This window comes from Streptomyces sp. Inha503, assembly GCF_047215865.1.
In the GTDB taxonomy this organism is placed as follows: domain Bacteria; phylum Actinomycetota; class Actinomycetes; order Streptomycetales; family Streptomycetaceae; genus Streptomyces; species Streptomyces lycopersici.
The window spans coordinates 6690927-6717686 of record NZ_CP178360.1 but is presented as its reverse complement, the minus strand read 5'-3'; the positions used below and the strand labels follow the sequence as shown (position 1 = coordinate 6717686).

Here is a 26760-nt window from a genome sequence, read left to right as displayed (position 1 = left end):
AAGGTTGCAGTGGAGACGCGCTTGCCGTTCCCGGATGAGGCTGCGGGGAAGCAGCTTCGGGGTGGAGGCGCGTTACACAACCGGCCAGCTGATGTCTGAGCTAGACATCACCAACCAGATCCGTGGCGGATCACACTCCGGACCAGTAGTACAGGCTGGTCAGATCAACGGGCCCGTCACGTTAGTGACTGATGGGCAGCCGACCCCTCCCTACCTAAGTAATGCCGAGCGATGGCCCACTGCGAGCACATGGAACGCCTTGGCTGCTGGAGCGCATCGCGCCCGGCCGGGTGACGATGGCAGTAGCGTGCCGCCCTACATCGCGCGCGACATCGACGAACAACTACGCGCCCGGCTAACAATTGCCGCTAACAATGGCGGGCTTGTCCTGATCATTGGCGATTCCACAGCAGGCAAATCTCGAGCGGCTTTCGAGGCGATGGTCACCATATTCCCAGAGCATCGTGTCTTAGCACCAAGCTCCGGCAGCCACTTACCATTGGCAATCGAAACAATCACGCACGCTAAAGTCCGCTGCCTGGTATGGCTAGACGACCTCGAAGCATTTCTCAGCCCCGGAGCATTAGACGAGGAAACATTATCGGAATTTGAACGCTTGGGTGTGCCGATTCTTGCCACAATGCGCACACGGCAATTCGAGATCTTTAGTTCGCGCATCCAGCCAGAACCCGCTCAACACCTAGATATCCACACACGGATGACAGTGCGCGTTGGGGCCCGAATCCTCAGTCGCGCCGAGCCCATACTTCTGTCAAGAACGTGGAGTGAGTCTGAACTGCAACGTGCGCGAGCCCACGGCGACTCACGGATCTCTGAGGCTGTAGCGCATCATGGCCCCTATGGTGTAGCCGAGTACCTGGCCGCCGGTCCAGCTCTTTGGTCAGAATGGCAAAGATCGGCCGGCATCGACGGACATCCGCGAGGATTCGCGCTCGTGGCTGCTGCCGTCGACTTGGCCCGCACAGGGTTACCATCTCCGTATGAGCAGCGATTACTGCTCGAACTGCATGAGCACTATCTAAGCGCATTGGGTGGCCCGGCTGTACGACCTGAGAGCGTCGAGGACGCAATGCAGTGGGCAACGCAAGTTCGGCTAGGCGTGACTAGCCTTCTTATCCCCGCACCAGAAAACACCGTGCACGTATTTGATTACATTATCGATCAGGTCGACAATGCGGCGCCGCACGCCACCATTCCCGACTTCATATGGCCTTATGCTCTAAGTAACGTCAAAGATAAAGTCGCACTGATGAGCGTCGCAATAAATGCAGCAGAGTCGGCAACGATCGAGTCACATGCTGTCGCTGAGCGCGCCTTCAAGTCACTGATCGCAGACAGTGCACCTATGGCGGCGTACAACCTAGGCGTGTTGTACGTAGAGACAGATCGCGTTGTCGAGGCAAAAGAAGTTTTCCGTAATGCAGCAGAATCGGGAGACGCTGCCGCCTCATTTAATCTTGGTGTACTTTTTGAGCAGGAAGGGAACAAAGAAGAATCTCAGCAGTGGAATCGCCAGGCTGCAGAGCGAGGTTTTGCGCGAGCTCAATTTCACCTAGGGCTTGACCTGTCGAAGGAAGGGCGAAACGACGAAGCTGAGGAATGGTATCGCCGGGCCGCAGAAGCGGGCAACAGCAAGGCCGCATGCAACCTTGGGAATCTTCTGAATAATGCGGGAAGATTTGACGAGGCACTGCGATGGTATCGCGTCGCGGCAGAAGCTGGGGACCACCATGCGGCATTCAATCTAGGCGTTCATTTTTCAAATTCCAACCATGACGACGAATCAGAACACTGGTTTCGCTTCGCCGCCGAGAAAGGATCGGCCTGGGCGGCGTTCAATCTAGGCTGCCGATTCTCCCGCTGCGGCCGGACATCGGAGGCTGAGGAATGGTACAGCAAGTCCTTCGTTGAAGGTTATTCAGCCGCAGCGTATAACCTGGGTATGCTTCTCGAGCGTTCCGGGCGATCGGACGATGCTGAGAGCTGGTATCGCCGTGGCGCTCACGCTGGGTGCCTGGACAGCATCCGGCGACTCGGTCTCTTCCTGGCCGTGAATGAACGACCCGCTGAAGCAGAGGAATGGCTACGCAAAGCCGCAGATATGGGCGACACCGATGCGGCTAACGCACTAGGGGAACTACTCCCTACACTAGATAAGCTCGATCAAGCCGTTCCCTATTTGAAGATAGCAGCAGAAGCCGATTACCCTGACGCCGCATATAACCTCGGTGCAATATTCGCCAAAACAGGGCACCTGTCGGAATCCAAGCAATGGTACTACCGTGCCGCCGAAGCCGGGGACGTCGAAGCTGCCAGAAACCTGGGTATGGTTTTCATCGAGGAGGGGCGCCCTGATCGGGCACGGCGATGGCTCTATCGAGCCGCTGAATCCGGGGACTCGGAGGCGGCGCTTCTGTTGCTGAAGTCTGCAATTCTTGAAGAAGAATAAGCCGTGCACTGGATATCTGTCACTAACATGCATAAGCCCATGAGAAAAGCGGCGATGGCCAGCTGACCATGCAAGATCGGTGCCTCGTGACGTGGACAAGCGTGCCCGATCGGGCGGTGATCCACGGTCAATCAGAGTCTTCGACGAACCCCCGAACCCCCACGTAGGCCCGTTCCAGCAGGTGAGAGCAGGTTTGGCTCTCCATGCCTCGTGATACCCAAGCTCAGAGCGGGTTCGATTCCCGTCACCCGCTCCACCACAAAGCCCCAGGCCAACGGCCCGGGGCTTCTTTGTTGCGTGGTGCCTAGCCTCTCCCTCAACCCGCGATACCGCACCAAGATCCAGCACAACGCGATCAGCCTTGGGCCAAAGCGATCGAGACGCGGCGGGTGTTGTGTGGTGGACGAGGCGCGGGCGTAGGCTCAGCCCAGCGATCGCACCAACGGCCAGGCGCATGATGATCTCGTAGACCGCCGCCCAGGAGACGTCGATGACCGAACAGCCTTCTGCCCCCGACGGGCCCCTGATCCCCATGCCGGCACTCACTCCGGCAGCACTCCGTGCAGCGGTCGCCCAGATCGCCCCCGCCCAGCTGCCATCTTTCGTCGAGCACCTCGACCGCGCGGTCGAACAAGCCGCCACCCAGAGCACCATCACTCCGCTGCGCACCTTCTTGCAATGGTGGGGCGAGTTCGTCGCCATCCAGCGCTACCCGGCCCGCGCCGCACGCCTGCGCGAGCTGGAGATCCTGGCGGAAGAGGCCACCGACCGCGAGACCCTTCGCTCCGCACTCTCCGAGATCCGGCAGATCACCGAGCTGGCCCACCACGAGATCTCCTCGTGAGCGATACCTGGACCTGGGACTACGACCCCGACGCCGAGCACGTCGTAGGCGGCCTGCCCCACGAAGTCGTGGCCGAGGTAGAGCGCTTGGCTGAGCAGCTGACGGTGCTGGGTTGCGACGCGGTCGATGTCGGCCGCGGAAATGCGCACGGCGGAGGTTTGCGGACACAGGACATCTTCGGAGGGCGAGGCTTCTTTATGTTCATGGCGCTGGAACGCCTCGAGCTGGTCGTGATCACTCGCGTCACGTGGCTCGGCTGATCAGTCGCTACGGCGCAAGCCCGCACACGATCGGCCCTTGGCTGCCGCGAGGCGAGCCCGGCTAGGCGCACCTGGGACCAGTTCGGCCACGGTGGCGTCCGCCGCACCAGAAGCGCACCAGATACGGCGGTCAACAACGGTCAATGCCGGGAACTGCGAAAGGCCGGTGACTTGCCGCAAGCCCTCTTTTGCGCTGGTCAGCAGCCTAGTCAGCCCGATCAACACGTGATTCCCAAGCTCAGAGCGCGGGTTCGATTCCCGTCACCCGCTCCAGACAGAAGCCCCAGGCCAGCGGCCCGGGGCTTGTTTGTTGCCTGCTCCACTCCGCGCCTCCCGTGCCCGTTGCGTGCCCTGTGTGAAGCCTTCGGCGGACTCCGTGGTCGAGGGCTATCGTGGCGGTAGAGACGGCCAAGAGGGAGAGCCGCGATGACTGCCGCCCATGACTACAGCGATCTGTACGACATCATCGGGCGACTTGAGCCCGAGCAGGTCGAGGAGCTGCGTCGGCACGCCCTGCGCCTGGTGAAGACGCCTCCGCCGAGCCGCTTCCGCGTCCTGCGAAGCTTCGACGGGCCGTCGGACAACCTTGGAGCTCGCGCCAAGGACATCGCTCGCGAGGAGCTCGGCGAGGCCGATGCTGATCGAGGCGCTGGACCCAAAATGGAGCGGGGGCCGCTCCAGGATGATCAGCAGCCAGGTGCGTGAGCACATCTGCCTGATCGCCCGGACGTCCCCCGCCGACTGGAAGATCTCCGCGTTCTCCACCAGGAGCCTGACCAAGCTCGCCGAACACCTGGTCAAGCAGAACGTGGTCCCCGCCGTCAGCCGCGAGACACTGCGACGGATACTGCGCGAGGGCAGGGTCTCCTGGCAGACCAGCACGACCTGGAAGTCCTCGAACGACCCAGACTTCATCGCCAAGATGCATCGGATCCTGGCGCTCTACGACTCCCGCCGACCGACGGCCGGGTGGTCTGTGTGGACGAGTTCGGGCCGCTCAACCTCATGCCCCGCAAAGGCAAGGCATGGCGCCCGCACCGCTCACCACGTCGTCTGCGGGCCACCTACAGCCGCTACGACGGCGTGATGCACATGCTTGCCGTCCTCGACCTGGCCACCGGCAAGATGTACTACCGCATCCGGCCCCGCAAACGGTGGTGCGAGTTCCTGTCCCCACTCAAGTCCCTGCGCATCCGCTGGCCCGGCGAGAAGCTCTACGTCGTCCTGGACAACTTCTCCCCTCACAAGCACCCGAACGTCCGCGCGTGGGCCGCGGCGAACGACATCGAGCTGGTCTTCCTGCCGACCTACGGATCGTGGCTGAACTGGATCGAGTCCGAGTTCGCCGCCCTGCGCTACTTCGCCCTCAACGGCACCGACCACCGCAGCCATGGCGAACAGAACGCCGCCATCGGCGCCTACGTGCGCTGGCGAGATGCCCGCGCCGAACCGAAGACCAGCTTTGCCCCCGACTCACCCATCCGCACCTGGACCGAGTACCCGGCCAAGGCTGCCTGACGGTCCGCTACCCTTCCGTCGGCTGTTGCCGGGGCGGTCCGGCGGGTAACCCGGGCGCTGCGGCCCGTCGGGCGCCGGCGCGGTCTCCGGCTCGCCCATCCCGTCCGGGCTGACCCCCACCACGCCGTCCCTCGGTTCCCTGACAGGCAGCTCACCATGGAACCGGGCCGTGCTCGTCGAAGAAGCCGCCGGTCGGCCCGTCATCGGGCAGCGTGGCGAGCCGGACGACCACGGCCGCGCCGTCGGCCGCGGTGCGGGTGAGGCCGGGGAACGCGGTGGTGAAGTCGGTCGCACACGGCCCCGGATCGGCGGCGTTGACCAGGATGTTGCGGCTGCGCAGTTCCTTGGCGTACTGCACGGTCAGCGAGTTGAGTGCGGTCTTGGACGGGACGTACGCGGCCAACGGGGGCCGGGTTGTGAAGTAGTCCTCGGGATCGGTCATCCGGGCGATGGAGCCCAGTCCACTGCTGACATTGACGATCCGGGCGGCGGGGGAGCGGGCGAGCAGCGGCAGCATCGTGGTGGTCACGCTGATCACGCCGAACACGTTGGTCTCGAACACCTCGCGTACAGCGGGCAGTTCGACACTGCCAGGGCTCTGGGCGGCGAGGTCGCCAGAGATGCCGGCGTTGTTGACCAGGATGTCCAGCCGGCCAAAGCGCTCCTCGATCCAGCGGGCGGCGGATAGGACGCTGGCGCGGTCGGTGACGTCCAGGGTGACCGGGTACACCCGCGGGCCCAGGTCGGCTGCGGCTGCCGCACCGCGGTGCGGGTCGCGCGAGGCCAGCAGGACGCTCGTGCCGAGCGAGGCGAGCCGGGCTGCGACCTCGCGCCCGATGCCCTTGTTGGCACCGGTGACCAGGGCAATCGTGGTCTCTGTCATGCGTTCAGCCAACCACGGGGGCGGCCGGGAGTTCCAACACCGACCAGGTACGCAGCGATACCGTGCGGGTATGGAAAGACCGGAGGTCCGCGAGCTCGTCTACTTCACCGCTGTCGCCGAAGAACTGCACTTCGGTCGGGCGGCCGCCCGGCTAGGGATGACCCAACCGCCGCTCTCCCGCGCCATTCAGCAGCTCGAACGACGGCTGGGCGTAGCCCTGTTGGAACGTGGCAGTCGCCGGGTCGCACTGACCGAGGCGGGGGCCGTCCTGCTCCGCGAGAGCCGTACGGTGCTCGACGCCGCGTCGGCCGCGGCGCGCCGCACCCGGCGGGCCGGCCGCGCCGACCCGCGTCTGGTCCTGGTCATCAAGCCGGGCGGCGACGGTGGCCTGCTGCCCGCGATCCTCGACGCCTATCAGGCTGAGCCGGGTGCGCTGCCGGTCGAGCTGGTGTGCAGCTTCGGCGAGCGTGAGATCCTCCTGCGGGAGGGTCGTGCCGACGCCGCCCTGCTTCACCGCCCCCACCACGACCTCACCGGCCTGGACACCCAGGACCTCCTGACCGAGACTCAACTTCTCGTGATGCCGAGTTCGCATCGCCTCGCGGGCCGTACCCGGGTCTGCCTGAACGACCTCGCCGGGGAGCCCCTGCCGCGCTGGCCGGGCGCATCTGAGGGTGGCTCACACGGACCCGAGGTCCACGACCTTGGGCAGCTTCTCCACCTCATCGCCTTGCGCCGCATGGTCGCCGTCCTCCCCTCCTCCATCCGCGACCAGCTCCGCGACGACCTGGTCGCTGTCCCAGTCGATGACGCCGAGCCCACCACGCTCGTCCTCGCCTGGCCCGAGCACGCCACCTCCCCAGCCCTGGCCGCCTTCGTCCGCGCGGCCGCCGCCGTGGCGGGCAAGGCGACGGGCCACGGCGGGTAGAGCGGGGAGACACGCGGGGTGGGAGGCGCCCTCGCCCATGCTCGCCGGCGTGCGAACACTCCAGGACGCCCTCACGGCCACCGTCGAGATCACACCTGGAGGCAGAATGACGGGCACCGGACGGCGAACCAATTACGCGGTCGACAATCCGAGCCAAGCCACTAGCGTGACGGTCCATGACCGCCGCCGCACCAGCCGGAGCCGCCCTCCTGCCCGTCCTCCATCGTCTGCAACTGCGTTTCGAATCCAGCGCCTCGCAGCTTCTGGCTCAGGACGTCTCGTTGTCTCGTACTGCTCACGACGACAGCACGGAGTTGACCATCTTCTCCATGTCCGGCCTTACCTTGGAACTTTCGCGCATCGGCCGCATCTACGATTCGCTGGACTCACGCGACTCCGACTATGAGCATTTCGCCCGGCTCTTCGACTCGTCAGGGGATCTGGGTCTCCACCCGGATCTGGACGACTGCTTGGTCACAGGCACACACGTCGTCATCATCGACCGAGCCCGGATCGACCGAGCCCGGATCGCATCGGCGTGGCGCGGCCTCGGTGGAGTCGGACGCCTGCTGATTGCTCGTATGCTCCGCTGGACATCAGTGGACGCCGCCATCGTGGCAACCCACCCTTTCCCCATCGACATCCCCGTTGACGAACGCGACGACGAGGCTCGGGTACTTCGGGAGAAGGCCGCGGTTCAACGCACATGGGAATCGTTGGGCTTCGAACCGTTTCGCGAGGATCTGTGGGTCATGAAGCCACGCCTACGAGGCCACGAAGACGCGGTGCGACGGTTGGAGGCCACACTCGCACCGCACCTCAGCCCCTTCTGAGCCTGAGGGCAGCCCGGTGGCGGACCACAACCGAAAGGGCCCGAGCGCTCCGGGTGAATAGCGCCATAGGGCTTTTTGGGGGCCGAAGCACGCAGTCCTAGACGGGCACCAAGTCGCTCAGCACCTTGCTGAGCGCAGCGTCGGCGATAGGTGCCGCTGCCGTAACCTGGCGCAAGTCGTCGGCCTTCAGGTACCGGTAGCTCTGGGGTGGATGGAAGGTGCCAGCAGCCCGCAGGGCTGCAAGCGGTACAGGCTCGTCGAAGGTCACCGGTTCCTTCAACGTGATGCCTGACGCCTGTGTGGCTCCGCTCATGTACTGGTCGTACTCGCGGCGGCTGATCCAAGGAGTTCGCGTGGTCGACCACCCCTGGGCCCAGAGCATGCCCGCCCGACATCGTGTTTCCGGCCGCCGATGTCGCCGTGGCGTCCGCCCGGCAGCTCTGGGTCACGGCGCAGGAGCGCGGCGTCAACGCCGGCACCTGGGTACTGACCAAGAAGAACGGTGCGTGGTGGATCTGCACTGTCCACAACACCCGGCTCACGGCCATCTGAGCGACTACAACAGGCCCGGCCGACAGGTGACACCGCCCTCGTTCTCATATCTCGACGGGCAAGCCGAACAGCCCGGTGAGGTGATGGCGCATCACGGCTTCTGCCGCCTCCGCGGTGCGCTGGCCGACCAGCACGCTGGTGCCCAAACCGTGGCTCATGGCCAGCAGATGCGCAGCCTCAACCGTCACGTCAAGGTCAACGGCCAGCTCACCATCGGCCTGGGCTTGCCGCAGCACGTCCGTGAGCTGCCTCTCCAGGCGATTGGGACCTTCGACGAACGGCTGTGCGGCCAGTTCCGGATCAGTCATCGCCAGCACCGCGTACGAGGTCCATACCAGGTGAAAAGCACGGCTGGGCTCGTCGTTGGGCAGCGCCTCGGCGCAAAAAGCCTCGATGAAGGCGTGCGCGGTCGGCGGCTGCGGCAGGCCCGCCAACCTGGACGACCATCGCTCATGACTCTGCTGCTCCAGCCGCTCCAACGCCGCGTGCATCAGCTTCGCCTTGGAGTCGAAGTAGTACTGCACCAGGTTCAGCGACATACCCGCCTCCGCCGCGACTCCGCGCATCGTCACCGCGTGCAGCCCCTCGGCCGCGGCCACGTGGACCAGCGCATCGGTGATGTGCGCACGTCGCTGTGCGTGATCGACCCGCTTCGGCACTCGGCCTCCCGTCCGTCCGCAACCAGTTTCATAGTACCGCTGTACGATAAAGCTGGGGTGACGACGGGAGGGACATGGAATTCCGCGGAGCGCATCAGGGCAGCGGCACACCGGACACCACGACCCAGCCGACTGGCACATCGAGAGGCCAGGTATCAGGGGTGCTGTGGCCGGCGTGTGCCGCGCAGTTCATGGTGGTGCTGGACGTCTCGGTGGTGAACGTCGCCCTCCCCTCGATCCAGACCGCCCTGGGTTTCGACGCCGTGGGCCTGCAATGGGTCGTCGGCGGCTACGCGCTAGCCTTCGCCGGATTCCTGCTGCTCGGCGGACGCCTGGCGGACCTATACGGCCGCCGCCGGGCCTTCCAGTGGGGGCTGGTGCTGTTCGCCTGCTCCAGCCTGGCAGGCGGACTGGCCACCACACCGGGGTTGCTGATCGCCATGCGGGCCGCGCAGGGGCTGGGTGCGGCGGTGCTGGCCCCGGCCACGCTGACGATCCTGACCACCACCTTCGCCGAGGGGCCGGGCCGCACCCGGGCCCTGGCCACCTGGACCGCGGTCAGCTCCGCCGGAGGAGCCGCGGGCAACCTGATCGGCGGCGTCCTCACCGACACCCTCACCTGGCGATCGATCCTGCTGATCAACCTCCCCATCGGCGCGGCAGCCGTACTCGCCGCCGCGCGGCTGCTGCCCGCCGACAGCGCCCGACGCAAGACCGGGAAGCTCGACCTGCCCGGGGCTGCGCTGGCGACGCTCGGCGTGAGCGCCCTCGTCCACGGTGTCACCCAGGCCGGTACGCTCGGCTGGCGCGCACCGACAGCCCTGACCGGCCTCGCCCTCGGCGTTGTCGCGCTGGCCGGGTTCGCGGTGGTGGAAGCCCGGTACGCAACGGCGCCGCTGCTGCCGCCGAGCCTGGTCCGGATGCGCCCGGTCTGGGCGGGCAACGCGGTGATGCTGCTGGCCGGGGGCTGCTTCATCCCCATGTGGTACTTCCTGTCGCTCTACATGCAGGACGAGTTGCACTACGGGGCGCTGGCCACAGGGGTGGGCTTCCTGCCGCACACCCTGGCCGGAATCGCCGCCGCCCGCCTGGCACCGGCCGCCATGCGTCACACCGGCACCCGAACCCTGATCGTGGGCAGCGCACTGCTGTCCGCCGCCGGATTCGCGTGGCAGAGCCGTATCGGGGTGGACAGCGGCTACTTGGAGGGCCTGCTCGGGCCCGCGGTCGTCATGTCCGCCGGGATGGGCCTGCTGATCACCCCGATCACGGCAACGGTCACCTCCGGCATCCCCGCCCAGGAGGCCGGCGCGGCCTCGGGCCTGATGAACGCCACCCGGCAGATCGGCGGCGCCCTCGGCCTGGCCACCCTGGTCACCGTCGCAGCAGCCACGTCGAGTGCGCCCACCTCCTACCGGGCGGTGTTCCTGACCATCGCAGCCGTGTGCGCGGGCGTTGCCGCCCTGGCCTTGGCGCTGCCTTCCCCACCCGGGCAGGACAAGCGGTGAGGGCACCTAAAAAGCAAGCTTTTGCTTCTTAAAATAGAGCCGCTATGGGGCTTGATGCCCATGATTACCAAGCCTTAGCTTTGCACATATGGATCGTGACACAGACAGTCAAGCGCAGGCGGATCTGCTGTTGGCCGAGTCGTTGCGGTGGGGAGTGTCCCGACTGGCTTCCCGGCTCCGGGCCGAGCAGCCGGGGAGCGGCCGGGCCCTGACGCGGCTGGCTGCTTCGGTGCTGGCGAACCTTCGGCACAGCGGCGCGTTGACTCCGTCCGAACTGGCCGCCATCGAAGGGCTTCAAGTGCAGTCCCTGACCCGCGTGCTCAACGAGCTGGAGGAGCAGGGACATATCCGCCGTTCGCGCAGTGCGGTGGACGCACGCCGCCAGGACATCGCGATCACGGACGCGGGGCAGGGCGCACTGCGGGAGCATGTCCAAGGCGGCAATATGTGGCTGGCGGAGGCGCTGCGCCAGACGCTGTCGCCTGCCGAGCGCGGCGTGTTGCAGATCGCCGCCGGACTGCTGGAACAGGTGGCCGCAACGGAGTACTCCACGACGGCACGAGGCAATCCGGCACCCGGATCCGCGGATGCGGAAGGGGCGGCTCCGCCACTATGACCGCTCCTCACCGAACTGAGAAGGCGGCCCGGCCGTTTCTCCCTCGCGTCGTGCCCCGGCAACGGGCACAGCTGCTGGTGGTGCTGGCCGGGCTGAGCGCAGCCAGCCCACTGGCGACCGACATGTACGTTCCCGGCCTTCCGGACCTGGCACATTCATTGAGGGCGGACGCCTCCGGCGCACAGATGTCCCTGACCGGCTTCCTGGCGGGCATCATCGCCGGACAGCTCATCCTGGGCCCGCTCAGTGACGCGGTAGGGCGCCGTCCGGTCCTCGTCTCGGGGACCATGCTGTTCGCCCTCTTCTCCGTTGTGTGCGCGCTGGCCCCCAGCCTGGCCGTACTGAATGTGGCGCGGGTCGGGCAGGGCTTCTCGGGAGCGGCCGGGATCGTCATCGCCCGCGCGGTCGTCACCGATCTCTTCGACGACGATGAACTCGCCACGATCTTTTCCCGGTTAGGAGCGATCAGCGCCACGGCCCCGGTCCTGGCACCACTGGCAGGAGGAGCTCTGCTGCTGGTGGTTTCCTGGCGTTACGTCTTCGCGGTCCTCGCCCTCATCGGCCTGCTCCTCACGCTGGGTGTACTGCGGTGGATACCGGAATCCCATCCACCGCACGCCCGCCTGACCGGGGGTCTGTCCGGCAGCCTCCGCGTCATCGGACAGGTTGCCACCCGGCCCGCCGTTATCGCCCCGGTGCTGACGCTGGCCTTCGGCGGGGCAGCGGTCTTCGCCTACATCGCCGGGACCACCTTCGTCTTCCAGGACATCTACCACCTCGCCCCGACGCTTACCAGTCTCATCTACGGCGTCAACGCCGTCGGCAACATGGCCGGGAGCCTGGCCTACGGACGGCTGGCCAGACGCTCATCCGCCGAAACCCTCCTCGTCGCCAGCGCCATGCTGGCGATGGCGGGCCCAGCAGCCCTGTTGCTGTTCCAGGTGACGGTCGGCAGCAGCTTGTCCGTGACGTGGCTGTGCCTTCTACTCTCCCTCACCGCGTTCGGGGTCTTCTTTCCCGCCGTGGTCACCATCGCCCAAAGCCGCGGGCGCACAGCGCCTGGAGCGACCTCCGCCCTTCTGGGCGGCGGCCAGTTCCTCTTCGGCGCCGCCGTCTCCCCGCTGGTCGGGCTGTTCGGCACCCAAAGCCCAGCGCCGATGGCAGCGGCCATGGCTGTCTGCCTCGCTCTGGCCACCCTCGCTGCCACTGTCACCAGGCTGACCCACCGGGCCGGACGTCCTCCCGTCCTGTGGGCACCAGGGAAGTGTGCAAGTGCCAGCGGCGGTAACCGCACGGCCGCACCCCATCGATCTCCCCGGTGATCCGGCGCCGTACACCTTGCGGGTCGTCAGCGGTAACCGCGTCGATGTGCGCCTGCTCGTCACTCCACTCCGCGTAGTTGAACACCCGGGTGCCGTCCGTGCTGGTGTGGAAGTGCGCGGCGATCGAACCCGCCATCGGTGCCACGTCCTGGGTCATCGCGAAGACCTCGTCGATGAAGTGCCGTTGACGCTCCGGCCCGTCCACATCGAATACCGGAGTCACCACACACCCCACCGGCACTTCTCCGGTGCTGCCCAGGTGGGAACGGTGCAGCCGGTAGCGGACCGGCGCTGACGACTCGGTACCGGGGATTCCTGGCACATACGGCACCGGCAATGCCAGAGCCGCATCCAGGGCGTCGTCACCTTCCCACTGCTCGTACGCCAGCAACGCCCGCCCATCGGTGCTGCTGAACAATGACCAACTCAACAGCCCGCCCGGCCAAAACGCCTCGCTCCGGGCGGTGGTCGCCGCAGTGGCGGTCGCCTGCTGCTTCGTGTCGTCACCCGTGTGCCGAACAGTGATCACCACAGCCTGGACGTCAGTTCGGGTGATTTCGGGCGGGGTCTCGATACGGCGGATCACGACAGCTCTCCCCACGGACCGGAAGCGAGCGGGGCACCCGCCCACCAGAAAGAAAATGAGACTCAGTCCAAGACTGTCAACACCGCGCTGAACCTGTTCAGCGAACGCGGCTTCGACCGCGTCCCCCTCGAAGAACTCACCGCCCACGCGGAGATCGGCCGCAGTACCGTCCTGCGGCGCGTACGCCCCTGGGGGCGTCTTGAGCATCATGCGCAGCGGGTGCGCCGTAAGACACCACGAGCAGGTCGGGCCGGTGAGCGAGTGAGGTCAACCGTCGCCGCGATTGCCCTTGCGGAGGGCGTCGCGGGTGCGGTCCACCACGGCGGCCAGGGGGCCCAGGGCGAGGTTCTTCGCGCCCGATTCCACGCCCGGGTGGGGGTGGGTGGGCGCGGTGGCTTCCGCGGCCCTGACCGCGGTGGCCATACGGGCGAGTCGTTGTGGGTCGGCGGTGCGGCGCAGTGCAGCGAACTCGTAGCGTTCCTCCGCTCGGGCGTGCCGGGTGACGGCCTCGCGCAGGGTGCGGAGCGCGGGCAGGAAGGCGGGGTCCTCGGGGCCCATGTCCTCCAGGGCTTTGAGCTGTTCCTTGGCCTGGCGCTCTTCCTCCAGCCGCTCGGCGACGACCTCGCTCGCGTCGCCGAAGGCGCGGCGGGCGAAGGGGTGTACGACCTCTTCCTCCGCCGTTTCGTGGATGGCGAGCATGCGCACCAGGCGATGGAACGCATCCCGCCGGTCCGCGCCGGTGGCGGCTTCGACCTCGTCGAAGAGGTTGCGGATCTGGCCGTGCTGGTGCGTGAGCAGAGCGACGACATCGTCCTCGCCCGCGGGGTCCTGCGGCCTGGGCCTGTACTTGCTCATGCCTGTCCTCCTTTGGACGAGCGAAGGGCTGCGACGGGATGCTCGCCCTCGGTCTCCAGGCGGTAGTCGCCGCCCATCTTGTGGTCGTGCTGGACGAGGACCTCGTCGCTGGGCACCGGCTCGCCGCCGTTCAGGGAGTTCTGCATGGCCTCGAACCGCTCATGGGCCTCGCGGACGTAACCCGTGCCGAGGGTGGTGAGGTCGAGCTGGCCCGCGATCAGCTCCCTCAGGTAGCCCTTGTTGGGCTCGAAGGTGAGCACGTTGGGCAGCTCGGGCGCCAGGATCTCGGCCGGGTCCCGACCGTCGTGCCGGCGCATCAGGTCGCAGGCGATGTGCAGGTGCTCCAGCTCCATGTTCAGGTGCAGCTCCCAGATGGCCTTCACCTTCGGGTCGCTCTCCTGCTCCATGAAGGAGTGGTACAGGTAGCACTCGTTGTACTCGTGGTTGACCAGCTGCTCCCACCACGTCTCACCCGGGTCGACCAGCGACTCGTAGTGGGTGACGTGCTCCTCCTCGATGAGCCCGATCTCCTGGTAGAGCCGGCGGGCGATCGGCTCCATGTAGGTGGGGCCGACGTTCATGTAGAAGTTCATGGTCTGCTGCTCGGCCGACATGATGGTCAGCGCGTGCAGCCTCGACAGCGGGTCGACGGTGGCGCGGTCGTACGGCTCGCGCACGTTGTCCACCGGGTCGCGGTGGTGCATCGGTGTGGGGCGGCCGGGCATGACCTCGGTGAGCCCGTCGACGATCTTCTCCGCCTTGCGGTGCTCGATCACCTCGTACAGGTTCGCGTACCGGTAGAGGTGGTCGAAGTCCTCCAGCACACCGAACTGGTACGCCTGCGTCAGGTACGGATCGGGCTCCATGCGGGCGACCCACGCCGTGAGGTCCACCGCCACCTGCTCGTAGGCGATCGTCGTCTCCAGGACGGACGACACGCCGGGCAGCAGCCAGTTGACCGCCTTCTGCTGCTGCGCCTCGATGTAACGGGTCCGCGCCAGCTGCCGCTTGACCTCCATGTCCGGGCAGTGCCGGGCGAGCTGGTGACTGAACAGGATCGCCTCGACCTCGATCCCGTTCATCGTGATGATGCGGCACCGCGTGTACGGATCGCAGTGGTCCGGGTCGATGGGGGCGACGTCCAGCTCACGCCAGTTGCGGATCTGCCGGTCCAGCGGAATGCCCCGCTGTTCCAAGGGGTTGAACGACATGACGACTCCCAGCTCCCGTGGGTTCGGTGCGCCGCCCAGGTACCCCAAGCGGGACACGGCACGTGTCGTGATTGCGGCTTCCCTCCAGCTGTAACCCGGGGGCCACGGCACCGCACGCGCATATCTGGGGCCTACGGCTGTTCGAGTGACACACACGAGCGGACGAACGGCTACGCACCGCGCGCCACACCTGGCTTTCTCCGCGTCCTTCGCGGGAACGGAGCGCGGCCAGTCTTTCGGCGATCCACCCGGGGCGTGGTCCGGGGGTGGTTGTGCGTCACATCACGGACACGACGCGATCGACACCGAACGCCCGGCTGTCACGGACCAGCCCGGTGCCGTGGGTCCGCACCTCGACGGCGGCTGCCGGTCCGTTCTCAAGGACCACGTCGGCCAGCTCGGCGCCCGCCCGCGGGGCGCGGATGACTCTCGGACGGTCCGAGGCTCCGTTTCCGTACGTGCTCAGCGGGCGGGAGGCGATGGTTCAGCCGTCGTTGCAGCCTGACACCCGCCCAGCCCGCTCCCGCCACGGCCGGCAGCACGGCGATACGCAGCCAGTGCCGATCCGTCAGCGCGTCCCCGGCGAGCGCCACGAACCAGGCCAGCGCGATTCCGATCACGACCACGGCGGTGCGCCGTGTGCCGACGGTACCGACAGTGCCGACGGTGCCGACGCGGACTCCGTCTCCCCCGTGAGCCCGGCCGCCGGCCCCGCCGATCCGCACCGCCAGCCGATGCCCGGCCGCGACGAGGAGCGTCAGGCCGGGCGGGATCGCCGGACGCTCCGGCGCGCCCCGCGGGAACTCAGCCACAGCGCTTCCCCCGCTTCCCCCGTCTCGGTGCCGGGCACATCGTGACACCGGGACAACGAGCCGCGCATTGCCGGATCCCGGCAATCTTTACGCGTTCCTGATGGCTTGGTGACACCGGAACCGGACGGCGGAGCGGCGCGCCTACAACGGGATCCCCGGCCAGCCGAGCAGCCGCGCCCCCATGGCGGCCGTCTCCAAGGTGAAGCGCTGCAACGCGTCGCCCGGGTCGTAACCCGTCAGGGCCTTGATGCGCTCCAGCCGGTAGGAGAGCGTGCGGACCCCGATGTTCAGCCGCCTGGCCGCCTCGGCGTTGACGTACCCCGCCGCCGCGCACGCGGTGAGCGTCTCCAGGAGCGGCCCGGCCCCGCCCCGGGTCCGCGTGAGCGGGCCGAGCACCGTACGCACCAAGTCGGCCATGGCCGCCCGGTCGCGGAGGAGCACCGGAAAGACCAGCAGCTCGGCGGAGCGCAGAACAGGACCGGGCAGCTCCAGACGATCGGCGAGCTCCAGGGCGCCCAGAGCCTCCTCGTAACTGCTCACCACGCCGCCGGCGCCCGAGTGCTCACGGCCGACGGCCACCCGCCGCGCTCCCGCGTACCCGCTGCCGGGATCGTGCACCCAGCTCACGAAGGCGTCCAGGATCGCGCGCTCACGTTCACCGCCGGCCGCGATACAGACCAGCCGCCCGCCCTTCGTGGACAGCAGCACGTCGTGCTCCCCGAACCGGGCGATCAGCTCCCGCTCGACCCGCCGTACGACCGGATGCACGTCGTCGTACGGCTCTTCTCCCTCCGCGACCGCCACCGCGTGGCTCCGCGCCAGCCGCAGCCCGAACCGCTCCGCCCGCTCGGCCAGCCGTCCCACGTCACTGCGCCCGTACAACAGGTCGTCCACGAACTCCCTTCGTGCCGCCTCCTCCTGCCGCACCGCCAGGCGCTGAGCCCGCTCGTGCCCCTCGCCGAGAGCGGCCACGGCGGTGTCCACCGCGCCGAGCAGCGCGTCGGCGGTGCGGGCCGCCGCCGACGCGTCGGGTGGCCGGACGGTGCCGGGCAGCGAGCCCCACAGCCTGCGGGTCTCACCCAGGTACAGCGCGATCAGTTGCCGGAGACCGTGTCCCGCCTCGGCCGCCCGCTCCCCCAGATCGCGCAGTTCGTCCAGCTCGGGGCGGCGCAGCAGCCGGCCGGTCTCGGCGACGTCGGTGAGCATCCGCTCGTACCCGCCGAGGAAGTCCTCAGGTATCCGAGGCTGTCTCATTCGGTCCGCTCCCTGTGATCGTCGATCGTCGTGGAGTTCGGCGGTCAGCTCAGGGCGAAGTACCGCAGCCACAGGTATCCGGCGCACAGTGTCACCGTCACGGCGGTGACGACCAGGCCGTACCGGGTGAACTGCCAGAAGGAGATGGGCTGGCGGTTGCGTTCGGCGATGCCGAGGACGACGACGTTGGCCGAGGCGCCGATGGCCGTGGCATTGCCGCCCAGGTCGGCGCCCAGTGCGAGGGCCCACCACAGCACATGGACACCGCCGCCGCCGAAGCCGTGGGCCAGGTCGGCGGTGATGGGGGCCATGGTCGCGACGTACGGAATGTTGTCGACGACCCCCGACAGCACGGCCGAGCCGAACAGCAGCAGCATCACCGCACCGAGTTCGCTGCCGCCGGTGGCGTCCGCCAGCGCGCGGGAGATCTCCCCGATGACCCCGGTCTCGATGAGCGACCCGACCATGATGAACAGCCCCGCGAAGAACGCCAGTGTCGGCCACTCCACCTCGCTCAGCGCCTGACCGGTCTCCACCTTGGAGATGGCGATGAGCAGCCCGGCGCCGAGCAGGGCGACCACGCTCGGCGCGTAGTGCAAGACCGGGTGCGCCACGAACCCGACGACCACCAGGGCCAGGACGGCCAGGCCCTGGTACAGCAGCCGGTGATCGCGGATGGCCTCGCGCTCCTCCAGCGCCATCACCTCAGCCGCCCGGTCCTCGTCGTACACCAGCGCCTTGCGGAACATCACCCGGCACAGCACCACCAGTACGGCGGTCAGGACCACGGCGATCGGGGCGAGGTGGATCAGGAAGTCGTTGAAGGTCAGTCCGCCCCGGCTGGCGATGATGATGTTCGGCGGATCGCCGACGAGCGTCGCTGTGCCACCGATGTTGGACGCCAGCACCTCGGCGATCAGGAAGGGCGCCGCAGGCAGCGCGAGGCGTTCGCACACCAGCAGCGTGACCGGGGCGACCAGCAGCACCGTGGTGACGTTGTCCAGCAGCGCGGAGGCGGAGGCGGTGATGACTATCAGCATGGTCATCACGCGGAAGGGCTTGCCGTGGGCGCGTTTGACCGCCCAGATCGCCAGATACTCGAACAGCCCCGTCTGCCGCAGCACCCCGACGATCGCCATCATCCCCAGCAGCAGGAAGACGACGTTCCAGTCGATCCCGGAGCGTTCGTCGAAGAAGGCGGCCTTGTCGTCGGTCGCCCCGATCGTGAGCATGGCCGCCGCCCCTGCCAGGGCGGCGGCCGTCCGGTGGACACGTTCGCTGATGATCGCCACGTAGGCGACGACGAAGACGGCGATCGCCGCCCAGCTGTGCCAGTCACTCATAGGGCTCCGCATGTCCGAGGAGTCGATGGAGGAGCTGCGAGGCGGTGATCACCCCGAGCAGATTCAGGCCCGCCTTGTCCCGGTCGGCCACCGCCACCAGCGGGCTGCGCGCCTGCGCCATCAACGCGGCCACCTCCAGGGCCGTGTCGTCGGGGGCGGCGATCGGCGGCCGGGCCGCCTTGTCGGACAGCAGGTCGCCGACGCGGCGGCCGCGCAGCGCCTCGCAGAGCCGGTCGGCGTGTTTCTCGTCGATGACCGCCGCCAGCGCGGGGTCCTCGATCACATAGGCCGGGACCAACGCCTTGATCACCTGGGAGGCGGGCAGGATCGCCTTCGGCTCCCCGTCGCGGTCCAGGACCAGCAGCCCCGGCAGTTGGTGCTCGGCCATGAGGCGGGCCGCCTCCAGCGCCTCGTCGTCGACGCGGACCGACTCGTACTCCACGGCCAGATCACGTGCGCGCATCGCCGTCCTCCTCCACTCCGGGCACCGGCCGGGCCACCCCGGCGGTCTGCTTCTCCCTGCCCTCATCGTGACGGTCGTCGGCATCGCCATCGGGGATGCCGACGAGGTCCTCGACGTCGAAGAGGCGGGCGACCGGCACGTCCGTACTGCTGTGCGCGGCGATGGAGAACGCGATGCACACCGCGATCAGGGTGTACGCCTCCTCCCCCTGCGGGATGCCGGACTGGAGCACGAGGAGGCCGTAGACGACGGAGGCGAAGCCCTTGGGGCCGAACCAGGCCGCCGCCAGCTTCTCCCGCCGGGCGAAGCGGGTGCCGATCAGCGAGACCAGCAGCGACGCCGGGCGGACCAGCACGATGGCGAGCACCACGGCCACGTACCCGCCGACCGACAGGTCCCCGAACAACCGAGGCGTCAGCAGCGCGCCGAAGACCAGCAGCGCCGCGAACTTGCTCAGCTCCGCCACCGCCTCGCCCAGCGGCTCGAACGCGCGGCCGGAGTCCGGGGAGACGGAGGAGAGCACCGCTCCCGCCGAGAAAGCGGCCAGATAGGGGTTGGCATGGGTCAGATGGCAGGTGGAGTAGAGGATCACACCGGTCGCCAGCGGCAGCAGCGGCTGCAACTTCGGCTCGGCACCGAGCACCGGGATCCGCACCAGCCCGTTCACCAGCAGCGGCAGTGCGGCGCCCAGTGCCAGGCCCCCGACCAGCTCCGCGGCGATCACCGACGGCGACGCCTGCGCCTCCCCGGAGGTCGGACCGGCAGCGGCGATCAGCAACAGGACGACCGGCAGCGCCAGCCCGTCGTTGATCCCGCTCTCCACGTTCAAAAGCTGCCGCAGCCGCGCCGGGACCTCCTTACGGCCCACGATCGCCGACGCGAACACCGGGTCGGTCGGCGCCAGCACCGCACCGACCACGAACGACGTCGTCCAGTCCAGCCCCACCAGGAAGTGGGTGATCAGCGCCATCCCCACGAACGCCAGCGGCATGCCAAGACCCAGCGCACGCGCAGGATTCCGCCAGGCACCGCGCAGCGCTGGGAACGAGACATGCATGCCGTCGGTGAACAGCACCGCGAACAGGGCCAGATCGGCCGTGACCGCCACGATCGGACTGTCCGCGGTGATGTGGATCAGGTCGAGCGCCCCGTCACCGACGAGCGCGCCCGCGACGAGAAAGAGCAGTGAGGTGGAGAGCACCGAACGGGCCGCGAGCCCCGAGACGAGAACCGCGATGAGAAGTGCCACGCCGAAGACCGCGATGAGCACCATAGGTCGTTCCGCCCCCGATCGGCAAAGAGAATGATCCTCTGTCCGCCGACCAGACTTCCCGGCACTCCGCCAGGCACCTTACAGGAACCTGATGCGATCCCTACGGAGAATTGACGGTCATGGCCCGCCCCGCCACGCGCCCCCGATCACCGCGGTCGCGATCACCGCGGTCGCGGCGAGGACGACGGCACGCCGACCGAAGGCGGCCCCGAGGCCGGTGGCGAGCGCACCGAAGAGCAGCCAGAACGCAATACTCGCCGTGATGGGCGACGCCGCCGCCGAGGACCTCAAAGCGCTGGCCGGAGAGCCGCGTACGGTGCTGCGGGAGACCGACGTACGGGACCGCTGGACAAACCGACCCAGCCCGTGTCGGCAACTCCGCGTGAATGGCGGGGGACCGGCCTTGAGGTCTTCCGGAGTGCGGGTGCGGGTGGGGGATTCAGAGGGGTAGATCGTCAGGCAGGACGCGGAACGCCTTGTGGTGGCCGAGGGGGCGTACGGCGCGGAAGTCCCGGCGGTCCAGGGTGAGGATCGCGTCGGTGTCGTAGTCGGCCGCCAGGGCGACGTTCACCACGTCGGTGAGATCGAGGTCGAGCGCCAGGTAGCGGGAGCGGACGGTCTGAGCGATGCCGAGGTGACCTTCGGTGATTTCGGGTACGGAGACCCGGCCGCGACGCATCCAGGCCCGGATGTCGTCGAGGGCGCTCACCGCGGCCTCGCGGCCCAGTTCGCGGGTGGCCACGTGGTCGAGTTCGGCGAGTAGCAGTGGCGACATGATGAGCAGACCCGCAGCCATGATCGCCTCTTGGGCCGCTTCGTGCTCCGGGTGCGTGGAATCGAGCGCGGCCAGCAGGCCGGAGGTGTCGGCGATGACGATGATCACGCAGCGGTTCCTGAATCGGTTTCTCGCTGGGCGGCGTCAGCGACGACATCACGGACCTCGTCCTTGGCAAGCGTGCGCCCGGAGCCTGCGAAGGTGCGGGAGAACAACGGCTCATCCCATACGCGATTGGCCATCGCGGCGAGATGGATGCCCTGCCGGATGATCTCGGCCTCACTGATGCCGCGGCGCTTGGCCGCCTCCTTGATGATGGCGAGGTCTTCCGGGTCGGCGTAGACGTTGGTGCGCTTCATGGACATGTACCTAGAGTAACACATGTACCAGATTGATGTATGCCTGCGCTGCCTGTTCCACCGTCTGCGCTGCCTATTCCACCGCTCCTGACGGTTGCCCGAAGTTCAAGTGGTCCGTGCTCAGCCCTTGACTCGCGATTCACACGTGGGCAACATCCTCCCACCTTCTGTGAGAGAAGTTATCACTCTATGAGAAACGCGAGGGCGTCGATGCGTGTGGGGATCCTTGGGCTGGGCGAGGCCGGGGCGTTGTACGCCGTAGGTTTCGCGGAAAACGGCTGGTCCGTGGCGGGGTACGACCCCGGTGACGTGCCGACTCCGGTCGGCGTCATGCGGGCGGGCAGTGTGGCGGAAGCGGTTGGCGGGGCCGATCTCGTGCTGGGGCTGACGGGGGCCAAAGCGGCCGCGGCGGTGGCGGTGGAGGCGGCGCCGCATCTGCGGGACGACGTCGTCTTCGCGGACATGAACGCCGGAGCGCCCGATCTCAAGCGGACGATCGACGCCGTCGTCAGCGAAGGCGGGCGGGCGATCTTCGCGGATGTGTCCGTGATCGGTTCGGTTCCCAAGTACCGCCACCGTACGGCCCTGGTGGCCAGCGGCCGCGGGGCCTCGGCGGTGGCGGAACACTTCCGAGCGCTGGGTGCGCCCGTGGAGGACCTGGGCGGGGAGCCGGGGGCGGCGTCGGCCCGCAAGCTGCTGCGCAGCCTCTTCATGAAGGGGCTGGCCGCCGTCATCGTGCAGACGGTGGAAGCCGGTCGTGCCGCCGGTGATGAGCAGTGGGTGCGTCAGCAGGTCATACGGGAGCTCGCCGATGGCGAGGCCACATTGGAACGCCTGTACGCAGGAACGTTCAAGCATGGGGTGCGGCGGGCCGGAGAGGTGGCCGCCGCGGCCGACCTGATGGCGGATCTCGGCCTGGACGCGGCCTTGGCCCGCGGCATCAGCAGGCTGCACACCCTGGCCGCCCGCCAGGATGGGCTGCGTGCCACACCGCTGGTGACCGAGGCATTGCTGGCAGCGTATGAGGGGCTGCCGACCGCCAACATCGGCGATGCGCGCGACCGGCTGGGCCTGGTCGACTCCGGCATCAGTCCGCTGTGGACCGGTGCCCGCGCGGTGGGCCGCGCCCTGACGGTGTTGACACGGGCCGGGGACAACCAGGCCATCCACGATGCGCTGCGGATCGCCGGGCCCGGTGACCTGATCGTGGTCGACGGTCAGGGTGACACTTCCCGCGCCCTGATCGGCGAGCTGATCGCCGAGCGCGCCAAGGCTCGCGGGGTGGTCGGTATGGTGCTCGACGGCGCCGCCCGCGATGTGGAGGTTCTTGAAGAGATCGGCTTCCCGGTCTGGGCACGTGCGGTCACCCCCGCCGGCCCCTACAAGGACGGCCCCGGCAGGGTGAACGTCGCCGTCGCCGTGGGCGGCGCGGTGTGCGGGCCGGGCGACCTGGTCGTCGCGGACGGCGATGGAGTCGCCGTCCTTCCCGCCGAAGAGGCGGAGTCGACACTGGTCGCGGCGCGCGAGATCGAGGCCGACGAGGCGCGCCGCCGCAGCAGCATCCGGGCTGGACGGGCCGGAGGGGCCGAAGGGGCCGAAGGGGCCGGGCGGGCCGAAGAGGCTGGACGGACCGGGCAGACTGGACGCGCTGGACAGACCGGACAGGCCGCGGGCGGGCCGGCAGGAGAATCCGCGGGAGCCGCGGGAGCACCGGCAGGAGAAGCAGCATGATCGCGATATGGGCCCTGGTCTCCTACATGACGGCCATCATCGTCTGGAACGCCGTACTGAAGAGGAACATCGGCGAGGCCCTCCTCGTCGGATTCGTGGTGACCGGCCTGTTCGCGGGCGGCGACATCGCTCACGTCATGTGGGACGGATTCGCCGAAGCGATGCAGGAGGAGGTCACCTTCGCCGCCCTGGCCTTCGTGTTCATGAGCTACTTGCTGAGCCGTACGCCGGTCCTGGATCAGTTGCTGAACATCCTCAACTCCCTGCTCGGCCGGGCGCGGGGCGGACCGGTGTACACCTCGACCGTCGCCGCGGGCGTCTTCGGCGCCATCGCCCACGTCGGAGCGGCCGTCACCGCCGCCGTCGGCTCGGTGACCATCCCGTGGATGAAGCGCTCCAAGGTCAGCGGTGAACTCGCCGCCACCGTCGCCGCCGGTGGCGCGGGTATGGGCGTCACCTTCCCGTTCAGCTCCACCATGTTCATCCTGATGGGCTCGGCCGGGGTGGCGGCGCTGGTCTCCAAGGACGAGATCGTGCTGCCGCTGTTCATGGGTGGGCTGTGGTGTCTGGGCTACCGCCTGCTGGCGGCGTTCTGGATGATCCGCCGCCACAAGATCCAGCCCATGGACCGGGCCGATCTGCTGCCGCTCCGGGTCAGCCTGGGCGCGGGGTGGACCAGCCTGTTCCTGTTCGCCGGGATGATCGTTCCCTTGTTGCTGACCCGCGGACCGACCGGCGGTGAGCTGGGCCGTTACGTCGGTGTCACGATGTCGGACGCGATCAGCCTGATCACCTGGATACCGGTCCTGCTCATCGCGATCGTGCTGTTCCTGGGCCGCCGCCATCTTCCCCGCGCCGGCCGCGGGTGGTGGCAGCTGCTGGAGGGGGCCGTACCGCAATTCGGTGTCATCGGCGTCACGATCGTGGCCGCGTTCTCCGCCTCGAACGTCCTCGGCGACCTGGGCCTGCCGCAACAGCTGACCGACGTGCTGACGCAGTTGCACGCACCGAAGTGGGCCATGACCTTGATCGTGGGGATGATCGTCGTCGCCGTCGCCATCCCGCTCACCGCCAGTGCCACCATGGCCGCCATCGGCCCGGTCGCGGTCTCGTCCCTGGCCGAGGCCGGGGTGCCGGCCGCCACCGCCTGCGTCGCCGTGCTGATCTTCGCGTCGACCGAGGGCGCCTCGCCGCCGTCCGGCGCCCCGATCTACGTGGCCAGCGGCATCGCCGGGGTCAACCCGGCCCGCACCTTCGCTCCCCTCGTCGGCTACTACTGCCTGCCGATCCTCCTGATCGGCGCCGCGGTGGCCACCGGCGTGCTGCCCGTCTGATCCGCCCTTCCACACGAGGTCGTGCCATGCCCACCCACCTGATCAAAATCCTCTTCCGCCTCGGCGTCCTCGGCTTTCTGCTCGGCGGCCTGTGCATCGTCGCGGGCCAGACGCTGGGGCTGGCTCTCGGCGACGCCGCCTGGGTCAACGGTGTCGCGACCACCGCCGGGCCCCCGACCTTCATCACCGCCGGTATCACCGGCCTGCTCGCCTACGTCCTGTCGTACGCCCGTCCCGGCGACCCGGAACCGGCCACGACTACGAACACGATCACGGCGGGCACAGCCACGGGCACAGCCACACCCGAGCCCCGGCCCGCCGAAACCGCGCCGCAGCCGGAATAGGACGTACCGCTCCTGGTCTCCGGGTGGATCTTGTGCGCACCACGCCACTGCTCGCATGCTGATAACGCTTATCAGGAAATTCCGCAGCCGAGCAGACCACCCAGGAGCCGACCCATGGCCACCCCCGCCTCTCCGATGCGCTCGGTCGACCGAGCCTTCGACGTGCTGTCCGTGCTGGAGGACGCCCGCCACCCGCTGCGCCTGAGCGAGATCGCGCGCCGCTCCGAGCTCCACGTGGCCACCGCTCAGCGCATCCTGAACGTCCTCGTCGACCGCGGCTACGCCGTCAAGGAAGAACCCGGTTACGTGGCGGGACCGGCGTCCGTGGCCACCGCCCACGCCTTCCTGGTCAACAACCGGCTCAGCCAGGTCGCCCGGCCCGTACTGCAAGAACTGGCCGCGACCACCGGCATGACGTCCACCCTGTACGTACGCGTCGGCCTCTCCCGCGTGCTGATCGCCCGCGTCGAGGGCCTCAACCCCCTCCGCTACCAACTGCCCATCGGCGAAAAGCTCCCGCTGCACCTGGGCGCCGGGAAATCCCTGGCCGCCTGGCTGCCCGAGGAGGAACTCGGCGGCTACGTCGACAGCGTCACCCCCTTCACCCGGATCTCCGGCGAACGTGTCAACGCCGAAGACCTGCGCGACGAGCTCCAGCGCACCAAGGACAACGGCCACGCCGTCTCCCTCAGTGAACGGGTCCTGGACGTCACCGCCATCAGCGCCGCCATCCACCGGGACGAACAGGTCCTCGGCGCGCTCAGCGTCGCCGGGCCCAGCGGCGACCTGCCCACCGCCGACCACCCACGCGTCATCACCGAAGTACGCCGGGCGGCCGCCGCCATCGCCGCCCGCTGTCCCTGAGCAGAACCCGCTGTCCCTGAGCAGAAAGCGCCCTTCCCTTGCCCCACCCCTTGCCGTACCTCACCTATGACGAGCTGCTGCGACGCACCGACGCCCCACCCGGCTCCAGCTGGTACCTCTTCGCCGACCAGCCCGAACGCGGCATGGCCAACTTCGCGGGCCCGCGACAGATCCGGCGGGCGGCGCAAGAGGTCCACGACGGACGCGCCTTCAACCTCGACCACGCCCTCGACGCCTTCGACCCGCCCATGTCCCGGGCCCGCTCCATCCCCCACCACCGCATCACCGCCAAACACGAGCAGGCCCGCGACGACGTCCTGGAGGACTTCTTCCTCCAGGCCAGCAGTCAGATCGACGGCTTGCGCCACCGCCGCGCCTCCGGGCACGGCTTCTACAACGCCGTGCCCGACGATGAGATCGCGCCGCGAAGCCCACGCCTGGGCGTGCAGTTGTGGGCCGAGACCCCGCTGGCCGGGCGCGCACTCCTCATCGACATCGACGGCCTCCTCCGCGGCCGTGGCACACCGCTCGACCACGCGGCGGGCCCCGCCCTCGGCCCCGAGCTGCTCGACGCGGCACTCGAGGCACAGCGTTGCCGTGTCGAACCCGGCGATCTGGTTCTCGTCCACACCGGCTGGGCCCACTGGTACCTCACCGCCGAACCCGGGGCACGAGCCGCGGTCCGCGCCGAGCGACGCGCCACCGGGTTCGTCCAGTCCCGGGACTTCGTCGCCTGGTGCTGGGACCACCGCATCGCGCTGCTGGCCACGGACACCTTCGCCGTCGAAGTCCTCCCCGTGGTGCCCGAGAGCGACTTCCACGCCAGCGCGCCCGAGGACGGCGGCATGATGCACCAGGAACTGATCGCCAAGCTCGGTCTGCCGCTGGGTGAGCTGTGGAACCTGACTGCCCTGACCGCTGACTGCCGGGCCACCGGGCGCTGGACCAGCCTCCTGACCGTCAAGCCGCTCAACCTCACCGGCGGCGTCGGCTCACCCGCCAACGCCACCGCCCTGCGCTGACGAACACGACGCCGCCACAGCCCAACGGCAAGGCGGGCAGGTCGGTTGATGGCGCGTCAGCGAATCGTTAGCGGGGCGGTAATGGAACGGTAGCGGTCAGCGGCAGAGTGGGTGGCACACCGAGCGAAACGTCGCCGGGCG

At 68.2% G+C, this 26760-nt stretch carries 30 protein-coding genes; 17 read left to right on the top strand and 13 right to left on the bottom strand.

What is annotated here, in order from left to right; all coding sequences use genetic code 11:
• Nucleotides 1-259 precede the first annotated feature (259 nt).
• From ACJX2R_RS28085 to ACJX2R_RS28060, 6 genes are all read left to right on the top strand, one after another.
• Nucleotides 260-2470 (top strand): tetratricopeptide repeat protein, encoded by a 2211-nt coding sequence (locus ACJX2R_RS28085; RefSeq protein ID WP_413102427.1) that lies wholly within the window; start codon nucleotides 260-262, stop codon nucleotides 2468-2470.
• A gap of 490 nt (nucleotides 2471-2960) precedes the next feature.
• Nucleotides 2961-3314 carry a DUF6247 family protein gene (locus tag ACJX2R_RS28080; protein WP_413102426.1) on the top strand — a complete coding sequence of 118 codons (354 nt, stop codon included), beginning with the start codon at nucleotides 2961-2963 and terminating at the stop codon, nucleotides 3312-3314.
• A complete protein-coding gene (locus ACJX2R_RS28075; protein WP_413102425.1) occupies nucleotides 3311-3574 on the top strand; it encodes a hypothetical protein in 264 nt (87 codons plus the stop codon). Before ACJX2R_RS28080 ends, ACJX2R_RS28075 begins: the two co-directional genes overlap by 4 nt.
• A 426-nt stretch (nucleotides 3575-4000) precedes the next feature.
• Nucleotides 4001-4279, top strand: coding sequence for a hypothetical protein (locus tag ACJX2R_RS28070; protein WP_413102424.1), 279 nt, complete (start codon nucleotides 4001-4003; stop codon nucleotides 4277-4279).
• The gene (locus ACJX2R_RS28065; RefSeq protein ID WP_413102423.1) at nucleotides 4257-4661 is read left to right on the top strand and encodes a hypothetical protein; all 405 of its coding nucleotides are present in this window, start codon (nucleotides 4257-4259) and stop codon (nucleotides 4659-4661) included. The genes ACJX2R_RS28070 and ACJX2R_RS28065 overlap by 23 nt, the downstream gene beginning before the upstream one ends.
• Nucleotides 4580-5092 (top strand): transposase, encoded by a 513-nt coding sequence (locus ACJX2R_RS28060; protein ID WP_413102422.1) that lies wholly within the window; start codon nucleotides 4580-4582, stop codon nucleotides 5090-5092. The genes ACJX2R_RS28065 and ACJX2R_RS28060 overlap by 82 nt, the downstream gene beginning before the upstream one ends.
• Before the next feature lie 151 nt (nucleotides 5093-5243).
• On the opposite strand, the gene ACJX2R_RS28055 is transcribed toward ACJX2R_RS28060, so the two are convergent.
• Nucleotides 5244-5975, bottom strand: coding sequence for an SDR family oxidoreductase (locus ACJX2R_RS28055; RefSeq protein WP_413102421.1), 732 nt, complete (start codon nucleotides 5973-5975; stop codon nucleotides 5244-5246).
• Between the two features lie 70 nt (nucleotides 5976-6045).
• On the opposite strand from ACJX2R_RS28055, the gene ACJX2R_RS28050 reads away from it, so the two are divergent.
• On the top strand, nucleotides 6046-6903 hold the full coding sequence (locus ACJX2R_RS28050; protein ID WP_413102420.1) for a LysR family transcriptional regulator: 858 nt from the start codon (nucleotides 6046-6048) through the stop codon (nucleotides 6901-6903).
• 176 nt (nucleotides 6904-7079) lie between these two features.
• Nucleotides 7080-7736 carry a hypothetical protein gene (locus ACJX2R_RS28045; RefSeq protein ID WP_413102419.1) on the top strand — a complete coding sequence of 219 codons (657 nt, stop codon included), beginning with the start codon at nucleotides 7080-7082 and terminating at the stop codon, nucleotides 7734-7736.
• Nucleotides 7737-7833: 97 nt separating this feature from the next.
• Here ACJX2R_RS28045 and ACJX2R_RS28040 read toward each other — a convergent pair whose 3' ends face one another.
• A complete protein-coding gene (locus tag ACJX2R_RS28040) occupies nucleotides 7834-8049 on the bottom strand; it encodes a hypothetical protein (protein ID WP_413102418.1) in 216 nt (71 codons plus the stop codon).
• A gap of 83 nt (nucleotides 8050-8132) precedes the next feature.
• On the opposite strand from ACJX2R_RS28040, the gene ACJX2R_RS28035 reads away from it, so the two are divergent.
• Nucleotides 8133-8288, top strand: coding sequence for a hypothetical protein (locus ACJX2R_RS28035; RefSeq protein WP_413102417.1), 156 nt, complete (start codon nucleotides 8133-8135; stop codon nucleotides 8286-8288).
• Nucleotides 8289-8332: 44 nt separating this feature from the next.
• Here ACJX2R_RS28035 and ACJX2R_RS28030 read toward each other — a convergent pair whose 3' ends face one another.
• On the bottom strand, nucleotides 8333-8947 hold the full coding sequence (locus tag ACJX2R_RS28030) for a TetR/AcrR family transcriptional regulator (protein ID WP_413102416.1): 615 nt from the start codon (nucleotides 8945-8947) through the stop codon (nucleotides 8333-8335).
• A 74-nt stretch (nucleotides 8948-9021) separates the two neighbouring features.
• Between ACJX2R_RS28030 and ACJX2R_RS28025 the strand changes: the two genes are divergently transcribed.
• The 3 genes from ACJX2R_RS28025 to ACJX2R_RS28015 all read left to right on the top strand — a co-directional run bounded on the left by ACJX2R_RS28025 (nucleotide 9022) and on the right by ACJX2R_RS28015 (nucleotide 12393).
• On the top strand, nucleotides 9022-10455 hold the full coding sequence (locus tag ACJX2R_RS28025; RefSeq protein ID WP_413102415.1) for an MFS transporter: 1434 nt from the start codon (nucleotides 9022-9024) through the stop codon (nucleotides 10453-10455).
• 88 nt (nucleotides 10456-10543) lie between these two features.
• Entirely contained in the window at nucleotides 10544-11071 is a 528-nt protein-coding gene (locus ACJX2R_RS28020) for a MarR family winged helix-turn-helix transcriptional regulator (RefSeq protein WP_413102414.1), read from the top strand.
• 50 nt (nucleotides 11072-11121) lie between these two features.
• Nucleotides 11122-12393 carry a multidrug effflux MFS transporter gene (locus ACJX2R_RS28015; protein WP_413102413.1) on the top strand — a complete coding sequence of 424 codons (1272 nt, stop codon included), beginning with the start codon at nucleotides 11122-11124 and terminating at the stop codon, nucleotides 12391-12393.
• Here ACJX2R_RS28015 and ACJX2R_RS28010 read toward each other — a convergent pair.
• The 10 genes from ACJX2R_RS28010 to ACJX2R_RS27965 form a co-directional block, all read right to left on the bottom strand.
• Nucleotides 12281-13189, bottom strand: a complete 909-nt coding sequence (locus ACJX2R_RS28010) for an antibiotic biosynthesis monooxygenase (protein WP_413102412.1) — start codon at nucleotides 13187-13189, stop codon at nucleotides 12281-12283. The two genes, ACJX2R_RS28015 and ACJX2R_RS28010, sit on opposite strands and share 113 nt — an antisense overlap.
• A gap of 57 nt (nucleotides 13190-13246) precedes the next feature.
• Nucleotides 13247-13834, bottom strand: coding sequence for a hemerythrin domain-containing protein (locus tag ACJX2R_RS28005; RefSeq protein ID WP_413102411.1), 588 nt, complete (start codon nucleotides 13832-13834; stop codon nucleotides 13247-13249).
• Nucleotides 13831-15045: a hypothetical protein gene (locus ACJX2R_RS28000; protein WP_413102410.1), complete on the bottom strand. Its 1215-nt coding sequence runs from the start codon at nucleotides 15043-15045 to the stop codon at nucleotides 13831-13833. Before ACJX2R_RS28000 ends, ACJX2R_RS28005 begins: the two co-directional genes overlap by 4 nt.
• A 377-nt stretch (nucleotides 15046-15422) precedes the next feature.
• The gene (locus ACJX2R_RS27995) at nucleotides 15423-15857 is read right to left on the bottom strand and encodes a hypothetical protein (protein ID WP_413102409.1); all 435 of its coding nucleotides are present in this window, start codon (nucleotides 15855-15857) and stop codon (nucleotides 15423-15425) included.
• 141 nt (nucleotides 15858-15998) lie between these two features.
• A complete protein-coding gene (locus ACJX2R_RS27990) occupies nucleotides 15999-17111 on the bottom strand; it encodes a PucR family transcriptional regulator (RefSeq protein ID WP_413102408.1) in 1113 nt (370 codons plus the stop codon).
• Nucleotides 17112-17155: 44 nt separating this feature from the next.
• Entirely contained in the window at nucleotides 17156-18454 is a 1299-nt protein-coding gene (locus ACJX2R_RS27985; RefSeq protein ID WP_413102407.1) for an ArsB/NhaD family transporter, read from the bottom strand.
• The gene (locus tag ACJX2R_RS27980; protein ID WP_413102406.1) at nucleotides 18447-18917 is read right to left on the bottom strand and encodes a CBS domain-containing protein; all 471 of its coding nucleotides are present in this window, start codon (nucleotides 18915-18917) and stop codon (nucleotides 18447-18449) included. The genes ACJX2R_RS27985 and ACJX2R_RS27980 overlap by 8 nt, the downstream gene beginning before the upstream one ends.
• Nucleotides 18904-20190, bottom strand: a complete 1287-nt coding sequence (locus ACJX2R_RS27975; RefSeq protein WP_413102405.1) for a cation:proton antiporter — start codon at nucleotides 20188-20190, stop codon at nucleotides 18904-18906. The genes ACJX2R_RS27980 and ACJX2R_RS27975 overlap by 14 nt, the downstream gene beginning before the upstream one ends.
• A gap of 439 nt (nucleotides 20191-20629) precedes the next feature.
• Nucleotides 20630-21073, bottom strand: coding sequence for a PIN domain-containing protein (locus ACJX2R_RS27970; RefSeq protein ID WP_413102404.1), 444 nt, complete (start codon nucleotides 21071-21073; stop codon nucleotides 20630-20632).
• Complete coding sequence (locus ACJX2R_RS27965) at nucleotides 21070-21330, bottom strand: CopG family transcriptional regulator (RefSeq protein WP_413102403.1); 261 nt, start codon at nucleotides 21328-21330, stop codon at nucleotides 21070-21072. Before ACJX2R_RS27965 ends, ACJX2R_RS27970 begins: the two co-directional genes overlap by 4 nt.
• Before the next feature lie 183 nt (nucleotides 21331-21513).
• Between ACJX2R_RS27965 and ACJX2R_RS27960 the strand changes: the two genes are divergently transcribed.
• The 5 genes from ACJX2R_RS27960 to ACJX2R_RS27940 all read left to right on the top strand — a co-directional run bounded on the left by ACJX2R_RS27960 (nucleotide 21514) and on the right by ACJX2R_RS27940 (nucleotide 26619).
• Nucleotides 21514-23055 carry a DUF1932 domain-containing protein gene (locus tag ACJX2R_RS27960; RefSeq protein WP_413102402.1) on the top strand — a complete coding sequence of 514 codons (1542 nt, stop codon included), beginning with the start codon at nucleotides 21514-21516 and terminating at the stop codon, nucleotides 23053-23055.
• Complete coding sequence (locus ACJX2R_RS27955; protein ID WP_413102401.1) at nucleotides 23052-24389, top strand: TRAP transporter large permease subunit; 1338 nt, start codon at nucleotides 23052-23054, stop codon at nucleotides 24387-24389. Before ACJX2R_RS27960 ends, ACJX2R_RS27955 begins: the two co-directional genes overlap by 4 nt.
• 26 nt (nucleotides 24390-24415) lie before the next feature.
• The gene (locus ACJX2R_RS27950) at nucleotides 24416-24733 is read left to right on the top strand and encodes a hypothetical protein (protein ID WP_413102400.1); all 318 of its coding nucleotides are present in this window, start codon (nucleotides 24416-24418) and stop codon (nucleotides 24731-24733) included.
• Between the two features lie 114 nt (nucleotides 24734-24847).
• Nucleotides 24848-25597 (top strand): IclR family transcriptional regulator, encoded by a 750-nt coding sequence (locus ACJX2R_RS27945; RefSeq protein WP_413102399.1) that lies wholly within the window; start codon nucleotides 24848-24850, stop codon nucleotides 25595-25597.
• 38 nt (nucleotides 25598-25635) lie between these two features.
• Nucleotides 25636-26619: a cyclase family protein gene (locus tag ACJX2R_RS27940; RefSeq protein ID WP_413102398.1), complete on the top strand. Its 984-nt coding sequence runs from the start codon at nucleotides 25636-25638 to the stop codon at nucleotides 26617-26619.
• The last annotated feature ends 141 nt before the right edge of the window (nucleotides 26620-26760 follow it).